This is a genomic window from Sediminibacterium sp. FW305-C-61, assembly GCF_058231065.1.
Genome location: NZ_JBIQXR010000005.1, coordinates 293,682 through 306,369, shown reverse-complemented (window position 1 = coordinate 306,369; position 12,688 = coordinate 293,682). Strand labels below are relative to the sequence as shown.

Here is a 12,688-nt window from a genome sequence, read left to right as displayed (position 1 = left end):
AATAAAATTTCCACAGCAAACATTTCCGCAAACCATTGCGGAAAACTTTTTTATATTCTTAACTAATTAAAAATCAACACTTTATTATCTTTTAAGAAGTAAAAATCAGTCATGTTTCATTTTTTTCAAGCATCTTTTCTCCGATCTTTAAAGTCTTGTAATGGGTACGGAGGTCATTTTTCCCAGAAAATAGAAAATTTTAAGAAAAAATTTTGTTTCTGAAAAAAATGTGTACTTTGTACACGCTTAATAACCAATAAACTGCCATTTATGAACCTTTCGAAGCTTGTCAGGCCCACGCTTGTGGGTTTACTCGCTTGCGTATTTACCCTATTCGCGCAGGCACAAACGAAAACGGTTACTGGTAAAGTAACTGACTCAAAAGACGGTTCACCATTAGCTGGTGCATCTGTTTTAGTAAAAGGATCCACCACTGGTGCACAAACCGGTGCTGATGGTACTTTTAAAATTTCCGTTCCTTCTTCAGCAAGAACATTAACTATCTCCTTTTCTGGATATAGCTCTGTTGATGTGAACATTTCTTCATCGAATACTGCCAATGCCTCGCTTACTGCAACTGCAGATGCGCTGGCCGATGTGGTGGTAATCGGTTATGGTACCAGAAAATCGAAAGATGTAACTGGTTCTGTTTCCCGTGTAACTGAAAAAGACTTTAACAAAGGTCAGATCGCTTCTCCTGAACAATTGTTGCAGGGTCGTACTGCCGGTGTACTTGTAACACCATCAACTGGTGAGCCAGGTGCTGCAGCGACTATCAACATCAGGGGTACCGGTTCTATCAGTGGTGCACAGGAACCATTGTATGTAATTGATGGAGTGCCCCTGATTCAGGGTGGTACACTCGGTACAAACGGTAGTGGTGTTGAAGGTGGTACAACTGCTAAAAACCCACTTATCTTCCTGAACCCAACAGATATCGAAAGCATCACTGTATTGAAAGATGCATCTGCAGCAGCTATCTATGGTTCAAGAGGTGCAAATGGTGTAATCCTTATCACAACTAAACAAGGTAAAGGTGGTAAAGGTGGTGTATTCTCTTATGGAGCATCTACTACCATCGCTACAACTGCACGTCGTTATGACCTGATGAAGCCACAGGATTTCCTGCTTGCTGCTAAAAAAGCGAATATCGATGGTGGTGCAGATCCAATTGCTGCTGGTGCTGCGGTTGCTTTGATTGATAAAGGAGCCAACACAGACTGGCAGGATGAAATTTTTAGAACTGCTATTTCTCAGAACCATAACCTTAGCTGGTCTATGAGCAGTGGTGGTACTACTGCACGTTTAAGTGGTTCTTATGACAATCAGGAAGGTATTGTAAAAAATACCGGTTTAAAAAGATTGACTGGTCGTGCTAACCTGAGCCAGAAAATGTTGAAAGACAAACTGAAGCTCGAAGCAAACCTGACTATGTCAAGAACAGAAAACTCTTACGCGCCGCTTTCTAATAATGCCGGTTATCAGGGTAGCTTACTGGGTGCTGCACTTCAGTATAACCCAACTAACCCAGTTTACAATCCAGATGGTAGTTTCTACCAAACAGGTGATCAGCGTAACCCAACTCAGATGTTGGCTTATTTTACTGACAATGATCACATCAACCGTTTCCTGGGTAACTTCTCTGCTAGTTACCAGATTACCAAAGACCTAACTTATAAAGTGGTTTTAGGTTTGGATAATTCCAAATCTGAAAGAATTTCATTTGCTGATCCACGTCTGGGTACAGGTGCTTATGGTGGAACAATCAATGTATTTGGTAAAGACTATGGAAACCAGATACAGGGTAATGGTCGTACAACCAAACAAAACCTGGAAACAAAATCACAGTTGGTTGAGCATTATGTAACTTATGATAAAACTTTCAACGACAAGCATGCATTCAATGCTGTTGCGGGTTATTCATACCAGAGCTTCCAGAATCGTTACAATGCCTCTTTTGGCTGGGGTGTAAAAACACCGGTAGTTGGTCCTAAAGATGTATTTGTAAAAGATTATAGTGCATTCAACAACTATGCGAATTTTGTTCCCAACTTCGATAAGAACGAATTACAGTCTGTATTTGGTCGTTTAAACTATACTTACAACGATAAATACTTCTTTACTGTAACTGTAAGATCAGATGGTTCTTCTAAATTCGGTTCTAACAACCGTTATGGAACTTTCCCAGCGTTTGCTTTCAAATGGAGAGTACTGGAAGAATCATGGGCACAGAAAGTATTTGGTGGCTTCCTGAGCGATCTGAGCTTCAGAGCTAACTATGGTACATTAGGTAGCCAGGATAACCTGGGTTCTTATGCAGCCCTGAACCTGCAACAAACATTTGATGTAGGTGCTGGTCCTGTTACACGTTTCATTCAGCAGGGTAACCCTAACCTGAAATGGGAAGAAGTAACTACTACTGGTATTGGTTTAGACTTCACTACAAAAGACAGAAGATTATCTGTAACCTTGGATTACTATAACAACAAAAGAAAGAACATGCTGTTCTTCGCACCAACTCCTGGTGGATTTGCTCCAACCAGCAACTGGTGGATCAACTTAGATGGTAAAGTAATCAACAAAGGTTGGGAAGCAAGTGTTAACTATCGTGCTATCCAGGGTAAGAAATTTAGCTGGGATATCAACTATAACATGACAACCGTTAGCAACAATATCGAAGGTTTACCAACACCAATCAATACAGGTGCGGTAAGTGGACAAGGTCTGACTGGTGCATTCGCACAAACGCTGACCAACGGTTCACCGATCTTTACCTGGTCAATGCCAGTGTTTAACGGTTTCGATGGTAATGGTAATGCCCGTTATGGTGCAGGTGCTTCAAACCAACTGGTAGGAAGTGCATTACCTAAGTTTTTTGCCGGTTTAACCAACAATTTCTCTTTAGGCAGATGGAACCTGAGTGTATTCCTGAATGCAATTACTGGTTTCAAAGTGTATAACAATACTGCTAATGCGTTATTCCTGAAAGGAAGCTTACGTAATGGCCGTAACGTAACAAATGCTATCGGTAATGGACCAGAAAATCCATTCAACCCAGGTTCAGTTTCAACACGCTTCCTGGAGAAAGGAGATTTCATCCGTCTTGCTAACGTAAACCTGAGCTATGCATTTAACCTGAAGAAAAACAGTCTCTTCAAATCACTTTCAATCTATGCATCTGGTCAGAACCTTGCATTGATTTCAGGTTACACTGGTATCGATCCTGAGGTGAACGTAGATAAGAATATCAATGGTATCCCTTCACGTGGATTTGACTATACGCAATATCCAAGACCAAGGGTTATCACAGTAGGTCTTAATGTTGGATTTTAATCAATAAAAACTGAAGTAATGAAAAATATAATCAAAAGTAGATTTATACCGGTGCTTACCGCTGTAACTGTACTTAGCATATCATGCTCCAAGCTTGACCCAAAGCTGGAAGCTCCAAACTCGATTGCACCAAACACAGCCGGTGGAGCACCAACTGCTCCGTCTATCGCTGCGGTGTACGAACAATTAAACCAATTAACCGGTGGCCAGGGTAACTGGTTCGGTTTACAGGAACACTCTACCGATGAAATCATGGGCCCAACACGTGGTACTGACTGGGATGACTTCGGTACATGGCGTCGTCTGCACCTGCACACCTGGGGTCCTGATCATAACCAGATCAACGATACCTGGAATGGCTTGAACGGTGCATTGTTCCAAACTACACTGGTTGCTGAAACTGCATCAGGTTTAACTAAAGCTGAAGGACAGTTCCTGCGTGCTTTCTTCCGCTTACTGGTTTGTGATATTTATGGTCAGGTACAAACACGCCCTGCATCTGCTGCAGCAAATGTGATTCCTGATGTTATGACAAGATCAGAAGCGATTGATGCAATTATTACTGAACTGGAAGCTTCAGTTGCTGCATTACCAACTTTTACACCAGCGCTTCGTGGTCAGGTTACAAAAGAAGCAGCTTATGCTTTATTGGCTAAAGCTTACCTGAACAAAGCTGTTTACAAACAAGCTCCTACATCACCAGCTGGTCCTTACTCATTTGCGGCTGCTGATATGAATAAAGTGATTGAGTATTGTAACCTGGTTGCAGCAAATGCAAGCTTTTCAATTGATCCTAACTACTGGGATAACTTCAAATGGGATAATGGTACCCAATCATCTGAAAACATCTTTGTACGTAAATCAGGTGGTGACGCAAGAGCGGGTAATGGTGCTAACCTCGTATGGCAGACTTGCCAGAGCTGGCACTATAACCAACGTCCATCAAGCTGGAACGGTTTCGTAACACTGTCTCAGTTCTATGATAGCTTTGAAGATGTAGACGTTCGTAAATCAACTGCACTTGCTGGCTACACTAACCTCGTTGGTTCTAATGCTGGTTTCATTGTAGGTCAGGCACGTGGTCCGGTTAACCCAAGCAATCCTAAAGAACCAGGATCAATTGGTAATCCAATTGGTAACCTGTACGATAGAAGTGGTAATCCATTGGTCTTTACCCGTAACGCTTCTATTTTCTTCAACGGAGAAGCAAGCGGTATCCGTGTAAATAAATTCCCACTCGATCCTTCAACTATCAATGATGGTGGATGGAGCAGTGCCAATGAGTTTCCTTTCTTACGTTTTTCTGATGTACGTCTGATGAAAGCAGAAGCTTTATTAAGAGGTGGTACAACAGGTGCTAATGGCGAAACTCCACTGACCATCGTAAACGGCATTCGTGCTGCGAGAGGTGCTTCAGCACTTGCATCAGTTAACTTATCTGCTTTACTGGCTGAAAGAGGTCGTGAACTATACCTCGAAGGTCACAGAAGAACAGATATGATTCGTTTCGGTGCTTTCAACGCTCCTGTTGAAGAAAGACCAAACGCTTCTGATGCTTATAAAGTGGTATATCCAATACCTACTACCGCATTGGCTTCTAACCCTAACCTGAAGCAGAATTTCGGTTATTAATAGATGTGCGACCATTAATTTTAAGCCGGTCAGATTTTTTTCTGACCGGCTTTTTTTTATAACATATATATACGCCCTTCAGCCACTATTATTTGTTATTTTAGCATATGATGATGCAGAAAAGAAAATGGTTGTTGATTGCTTGTTTAGCCAGCTTTGCAGCCTGCACAGAAACCAAAGAAGATACAATCTTCACACTCGCTACCGACACTAATATTCAATTCAGGAATACACTCACAGAGTCGGAATCATTCAACGTATTCAAATACCGCAATTTTTATAATGGTGGTGGAGTAGCTACAGGTGATCTCAATAATGACGGATTACCGGAAGTTTTTTTTACCGCTAACCAGGGTACCAATAAATTATACCTGAATAAAGGCGATTTAAAATTTGAAGATATTACTGAAAAAGCAGGCATCACCTACAATAATGAATGGAGCACAGGAGTGGTTTTTGTAGACATCAATGCAGATGGATGGCTTGATATTTACGTATGCAATGCGGGTAATATGCTCAACAAAGCACTGCGGAAAAATAAATTATACATCAACAACAAAGACCTCACTTTCACAGAGCAGGCAGCAAAGTACAATTTAGACAACGACGGCTACTCAACCCATGCATCCTTTTTCGACTACGACCTTGATGGCGACCTTGATTGCTTTTTGGTGAATAATAGTCCTATTCCGGTGAATACCCTCAATTACGCCAACATGCGTAATATTCCAGAAGCAGAAGCACCTTATGCTGAATTTCTAAAAGGAGGTGGCGACCATTTATTCCGCAACGATAATGGTGTTTACAAAGAAGTAACAAAAGAAGCTGGCATCTACGGAAGTATCATCAGCTTTGGATTAGGCGTTACAGTGGGTGATATAAACCTCGATGGTTATCCAGACGTATATGTTTCGAACGATTTCTTTGAAAAAGATTACCTGTACATCAATCAGCGCAATGGCACTTTCAAAGATGAAATAGAAAACCGCACACAGCATATCAGCTTCTCTTCAATGGGTGCTGATTTACAGGATATCAACAACGACGGTAAACCAGACATCTTCACTACCGATATGCTACCCGGCGATGATTATCGCCTTAAAACAAATACTTCCTTCGAAGGTTACGATACGTATAAATTAAAACAAGACCAGGGATTCTACAATCAATTTACCCAAAATGCCTTACAGGTAAATAATGGGGATGGTAAATTCATGGAAACAGGTTTTTACAGTGGTGTTGCCGCAAGCGACTGGAGTTGGGGTGCTTTGATGTTTGATGTTGATAATGATGGCTATTCAGATATCATTGTTTGCAACGGAATATACAGAGATGTAACCGATCAGGATTTTATAGACTTCTTCGCTAATGATGTAGTGAACCAGATGGTGATGAAAGGAAAAAAAGAAGAAGTAAATAATGTGATCGATAAAATGCCTTCGATACCTATACCCAACAAAGCATTTAAAAACGAAGGGAATCTCCGTTTTACCGACGCAGGAAAAAAATGGGGGCTTGATTTGCCTACTTTCTCCAATGGTGCTTCTTATGCCGACCTCGATAATGATGGTGATCTTGATCTGATCATTAACAATGTAAATCAGGATGCCCTGGTTTACCGAAATAATAGCAGAAATGATACTTCCTATGAATACCTTGCCGTTCAACTGAAATTTCAGCATCAGAACCCCTTCGCCGTTGGCAGTACCATCAAAGTATTCGCAGGTGATCAGGTAATTACCAGAGAATTAATACCCAGCAAAGGTTTTCAATCATCTGTTGAATACAAACAAACGATTGGATTAGGAGCAAGACATGCCGATTCTATTCAGGTACTATGGCCAAATAAAAAACTTACAACGGTAATAAATCCGGCTGTTAAAGAAATCATCACCATTCAATACGATAGCAGCACCGCAAGAAATAATGCTTTCGATTATGAAAAACCGCAAAGCCCCTTATTGAGTCCTGTCCAAACAACTTTCGAATCACATAAGGAAGATGAACATGTTGATTTCTACCAGGAAAGAAATATTCCTTTCATGTTATCCAAACAGGGGCCTAAAACGGCAGTGGCAGATGTGAACGGGGATGGACTGGAGGATGTTTTTATTGGAGGTGCTGTTGGACAAGCTTCGCAGCTATACCTGCAAACTGCAAAAGGTTTTGTGAAGAAGAATACACCCGATTTCGAGCGGTTTACTTTTAATGATGTAACTGCATCATTTTTCTTTGATGCGGATCGGGATGGTGATCTCGATCTTTTTGTTGGAGGTGGAGGAAATTTTGCGCCGGCATCATCAGAAAAATACCAACACCAATTATACCTGAACGATGGTAAAGCCAATTTTACACTGCAGTCTGGAAGCTTCCCTATCAGTCATACCAATACCGGTGTAGCTATATCATTAGATTATGACCAGGATGGAAAGCAGGATATCTTTATCGGAAGCCGGAGCGAACCACAAAACTACGGCGTATCACCACGGAGTTTCTTGTTTCATAATGAAGGCGGCGGAAGGTTTGCCGATGTAACAGAAAAAGTGGCACCATTTCTTACTTCATTAGGAATGATCACCGGAGCAACCTGGGTTGATTTGAATGCAGATAAAAAACAGGAATTATTAATCGTGGGTGAGTGGATGTCGCCAAAAGTATATTCATTCAGCAATGGACAGTTTAAGGCACAAAATTCCGGATTGGAAGATGCATTGGGCTGGTGGCAATCAGTTACAGTAGGCGATCTAAATGGTGATGGATTCCCCGATCTGGTTTTAGGAAACCTTGGACAGAATTTTTATTTACGTCCCGATCTGAATAATCCGGTAAAACTTTGGATAAAAGATTTTGATCAGAATGGTACTGTAGATAAAATTTTCAGCCACACACTTAACGGCAAGGAAGTGCCGGTATTCATGAAAAAGGAAATTACCGATCAGATTCCATCGCTTAAAAAAACGAACCTGAAACACGCTGAATATGCTGATAAAACCATTCAACAGGTTTTCAATGACGGCCTTAAAGGTGCTGCCACATTGGTCGTAAATAATGCAGCCAACTCAATCGCCATCAACGATGGTAAGGGTGGATTCAAATTACAGTCATTACCATATATGTCTCAGCTTTCCTCAATAGAAGCTGCGGTAATCACCGATATCAACCAGGATGGGAAAAACGATATTGTAGTAGCCGGAAATTTCTTCGATCTGCTTCCTCAATTCTGTAGTATCGATGCTTCCTACGGCCAGGTATTGATCAATAAGGGTACAAATAGTTTTGAAACATTGTCTTGCCTGGCATCGGGTTTAACCGTTCAAGGTCAGGTAAGAGATATGGCCATACTGAACCAGAAAAATAAAAAAGGGTTATTGTTTATCCGGAATAATGATACGCCATTGTATTATCATATCAACACAATAGCAAATCAACCGCCTAACAAGCCTGCAAAATAATCGCATGAAATTAAGAACGCTCAATTATAGTATTGGCCTGTTGATGATTTTGATGGCTGGATGTTCACAGAAAAAAACGGCTTCGTTGTTTGTTCCGTTAACCCATGAACAAACAGGTATACACTTCAGTAATAAAGTACAACCTACGCCTTCTTTCAACCTGTTTTCTTACATGTATTTTTATAATGGGGCAGGTGTTGGTGCTGGTGACTTTAACAACGATGGTTTAATCGATTTGTTTTTTGCTGCTAATCAACAACCTAACGCTCTTTATCTCAATACAGGTAAACTTAATTTTAAAGATGTTACGGCGGAAGCTAAAATACCCTCAGATGGCAACTGGAGCACCGGTGTTTCAGTTGTAGATATTAATAACGATGGGTTACTCGATATCTATGTTTGTAATGTCGGTAATTATAAAACCTTAAAAGGTAAAAATCAGTTACTTGTTTGTCAGGGTATTACCAATGGTGTTCCGGTTTACGCTGATCAGGCGGCTGATTATGGATTAGATTTTTCCGGTTTCAGCACACAAGCTGCTTTTTTAGATTATGATGCTGATGGTGACCTCGATATGTTTCTCCTGAATCATTCCGTAAACCATGATGGTAATTATGCGCCAAGAGGGCTCTTTGTGCAGACTTATGATTCACTTGCCGGACAAAGACTTTATCGCAACAACCAGCAGATAGGAAAGGATGGAAAGAAAAGCATCGGATTTTCGAATGTTACCAAAGAAGCGGGTATTAATGGCAGTAAAATCGGTTACGGTTTGGGCGTAACTGTTGCAGACATTAATCTCGATGGATGGCCCGACATTTATGTAGGCAATGATTTTCATGAGAATGATTACCTCTATATAAACCAGCAAAATGGAACATTCGCTGAACAGGGCAGTAAGCAACTGATGCATACCAGTCAGTTTAGCATGGGTGTAGATGTTGCAGATGTAAATAATGATGCATATCCTGAAATAATATCCATGGATATGCTCCCTTATGATCCTTATATGCTAAAGCGTTCCCTGGCAGAAGATGATTACAATATTTTCCAGCAAAAATTGCAATACGGGTACACTTATCAATATGCACGGAATAACCTGCAATACAATAGAAAAAATGGCATGTTCAGTGAGGTTGGTCAATATGCAGGAGTGCATGCCACCGACTGGAGCTGGGCCTCTTTATGGATGGATTTTGACAATGATGGTTTGAAGGACCTGTTTGTGTCAAACGGTATCCCTAAAAGGATGAACGATATTGATTATGTGAATTATGTTTCTGGGGATGATTTACAACAAAAATTAAAACAAAATACCATCCAGGATAAAGACCTCTCCTTAATTAGTAAATTTCCTGAGATAAAAATACCCAATCAGTTTTTCCGAAATACCGGAAACCTTAAGTTTCAGAATTTAACGGATAGTATTCAAAATAACCTTCCAACATTTTCAAATGGCTCTATTTATGCTGATCTGGATAATGATGGAGACCTTGACCTGGTGGTAAACAATATCAATGATCCGGTGCTTGTTTATGAAAACAAAACAAATACAACTGGTCAGGAAAAGAACTTTGTAAAGGTTGAACTGAAAGGAGATTCAAATAATGTAAATGCACTGGGGGCCAAATTATTACTTTATGCAAAAGATCAATTATATACTTATGAGCAATACCCGGTACATGGATTTCAATCGAGTATGTTATTGCCTTTACAGGCCGGGTTAAAAAATATTCAGGTTGATTCAGCATTGGTAATCTGGCCCGACAGAACCTGGCAGCCACTGCAGCTATCAAATGAAACCCTGGTGAAGCTTTCTTATAAAAAAGGACTTCCATTATTTGATTTTGCACAACGATTTGCTAAGACTGTTGATGCCAAACAAAGTTTGCTTGAAGATATTACCAGTACAACGGGAATTAACTATAAGCACCAGGAAAATGTTTTTAATGAATTCGACAGAGAGCCATTGATACCACATATGGTTTCAACGGAAGGGCCTGCTTTGGCAGTTGCTGATATAAATGGAGATGGATTGGATGATGTTTTTATCGGAGCATCCAAAGGATTTAAAAACGCAGTATATACCCAAACTACTTCAGGAACTTTTGTTAAAATGAACCAACCTGCTTTGGCTGCAGATTCAATGTGGGAGGATGTGGATGCGATATGGGTAGATGTAAATAACGACAAAGCCATTGATCTGGTAATAGCAACGGGAGGTAATGAGTATTATGAGAATGATGAACACCTCCGACCATTATTATACCTGAATGATGGTAAGGGAAACCTGAGGAAAAAAGCAAACGCATTTACTGAAATTGTGAATACCCAGAGTAAGGTAATTGCAGACGATGTTAATGGGGATGGGTTCATAGATTTATTTTTTGCCGGCCGATCAGTACCATGGGCTTACGGAATGACGCCCAGGTCTTATTTAATGTTGAACGATGGTTATGGAAATTTTAAAGATATAACCCCAACTGTTGCACCGGCACTTGTACAACCCGGATTGATTACAGACGCGCAATGGATAGATATGGACAAGGATCAGCAAAAAGATTTACTCGTTGCTTATCAGTGGGGAGGAATTGAACTGTTTTTGAAAAGACAGAACGGCTTCGAACGAAAAATGATTACCACTAAAAAAGGTTGGTGGCAATCGATCTATGCCGATGATATAGACCAGGATGGTGATATAGACCTGATAGCAGGGAATTTTGGTTTGAACAGCCGCATAACAGCTTCAGAAAAATACCCTGTTAAAATGTACATGAACGATTTTGATGATAATGGAAGGGTAGAACAGATTATGACCTATTTCGTTAACGGAACGGAAATGCCCTTATCTAGCAAGTTGCAACTGGAAAAATCGATACCTGTACTCAGGAAAAAATATTTATATGCGGCTGATTTCGCCAAAGCCGAACTGAAACAATTATTTGCACCCCAAAAGTTCGAGAAAGCCTATCAGCTTGAAACAAATTGTTTTGAACACCTATTGTTACTGAATGAAGGTGATCTTAAATTTAGTGCACAGGCATTGCCACAAGAAACCCAATTCAGTCAATTAAGAGCCGTTATAAAAATGGAGAACAACGGTAGCCCTTACTGGCTAACGATGGGGAATTATTACGAGAACAATGTTGAAATTGGTCGGCAAGATGCTGACTTTAGTACGATATTGCAATACGTAAAAGGCAAGGGATTGGTAGCCAATACGGCTAAATCTCCTTTAATTACTGGCCAGGTCCGAAAAGCCCAACCTATCTTAATTAGAAAGAGTAAAGCTTTTATTCTTGCCAGAAATAATGATGCAGTAGTTGTATTGCAAAGCCGGTCTACTGAAAAACAGGGTAATTAATGGTAGTAAGCCATTTGGTGCTGTCTTTTTCTGTTAACCTATTGGTGAGTAATCGCTCAAAGGAAATGGCCGGAGATACTTTTCTGTAATCATTTACATAGAACTGAACGGCTTGCCTGCATTGTTGAATAGCTGAAGGGCCCCCTTTAACCTCGGAAACAACAATATTACCAAGCATCATTTGTTTCAACAGAAACTTTCCTTTAGTTGGCAGATCCCTGTCTGTTGCCAAGGCCACCATTGCCATGTATTTGTTTTCACTTTCTTTCGAAATATTTAAAATGGGGTCATTTACAATTTTACCATTTTCCGCAACTACATAGTCTTCAACTTCTTTAATCAGGGCATATACTTCTTCCATGCCAGGCTCGTGATCGAAATACTTACTGGTAGATACATAAGATGAGTTGGGTACTTTCCCCAGTTTTATGTCGAACCCGTAAACTTTCTTTACATCAGATAAGGCAGTGCCTATATTGTTGAACAGTTCATTCAGGGTTTTTACTGCACCACCAGATACTATATTTTGAAATACTTTGGTAAATGGATTTCTTGACAGCGAAACAGTAGCAGTCATGGTAATAGCAGTTTCTGCATTATAAGTAGCGATAGACTGAAATGAAAAATTGATGGATCGATTATCTAAACTACCTGTTAGTTCGAAGCCGTTTAACAATATTGTTTTGATATTGAACTTTGCATCTTTGTACGTGATAGTGCTATCATTAACTATTTCACCTGGCCACCATCTTTTCCAATCTCCTTTATTTACAATAACCCTTGAAATGCCATCAAAGGGTATGGGGGAGTTTATTTTTATGGTATAAGTTTTATTGGAGGGAAGTAAGAAGCCAACGATAGTTATAATTACCAGAAATGACAAAACAAGTAGCAAAAATCGTTTCAT

At 40.1% G+C, this 12,688-nt stretch carries 5 protein-coding genes; 4 read left to right on the top strand and 1 reads right to left on the bottom strand.

Annotation, left to right across the window (positions count from 1 at the left end; all coding sequences use genetic code 11):
- Positions 1 to 270 precede the first annotated feature (270 nt).
- The 4 genes from ACH30E_RS14380 (at position 271) to ACH30E_RS14365 (ending at position 11,781) form a co-directional block, all read left to right on the top strand.
- Positions 271 to 3,333: a SusC/RagA family TonB-linked outer membrane protein gene (locus ACH30E_RS14380; RefSeq protein ID WP_490825236.1), complete on the top strand. Its 3,063-nt coding sequence runs from the start codon at positions 271 to 273 to the stop codon at positions 3,331 to 3,333.
- An 18-nt stretch (positions 3,334 to 3,351) separates the two neighbouring features.
- Positions 3,352 to 4,965 carry a RagB/SusD family nutrient uptake outer membrane protein gene (locus ACH30E_RS14375; protein WP_490825238.1) on the top strand — a complete coding sequence of 538 codons (1,614 nt, stop codon included), beginning with the start codon at positions 3,352 to 3,354 and terminating at the stop codon, positions 4,963 to 4,965.
- A gap of 107 nt (positions 4,966 to 5,072) precedes the next feature.
- Positions 5,073 to 8,417 (top strand): VCBS repeat-containing protein, encoded by a 3,345-nt coding sequence (locus tag ACH30E_RS14370; protein WP_490839009.1) that lies wholly within the window; start codon positions 5,073 to 5,075, stop codon positions 8,415 to 8,417.
- Positions 8,418 to 8,421: 4 nt separating this feature from the next.
- Positions 8,422 to 11,781 carry a VCBS repeat-containing protein gene (locus ACH30E_RS14365; protein WP_490825240.1) on the top strand — a complete coding sequence of 1,120 codons (3,360 nt, stop codon included), beginning with the start codon at positions 8,422 to 8,424 and terminating at the stop codon, positions 11,779 to 11,781.
- On the opposite strand, the gene ACH30E_RS14360 is transcribed toward ACH30E_RS14365, so the two are convergent.
- Positions 11,759 to 12,688, bottom strand: a complete 930-nt coding sequence (locus tag ACH30E_RS14360; RefSeq protein ID WP_490825241.1) for a hypothetical protein — start codon at positions 12,686 to 12,688, stop codon at positions 11,759 to 11,761. The two genes, ACH30E_RS14365 and ACH30E_RS14360, sit on opposite strands and share 23 nt — an antisense overlap.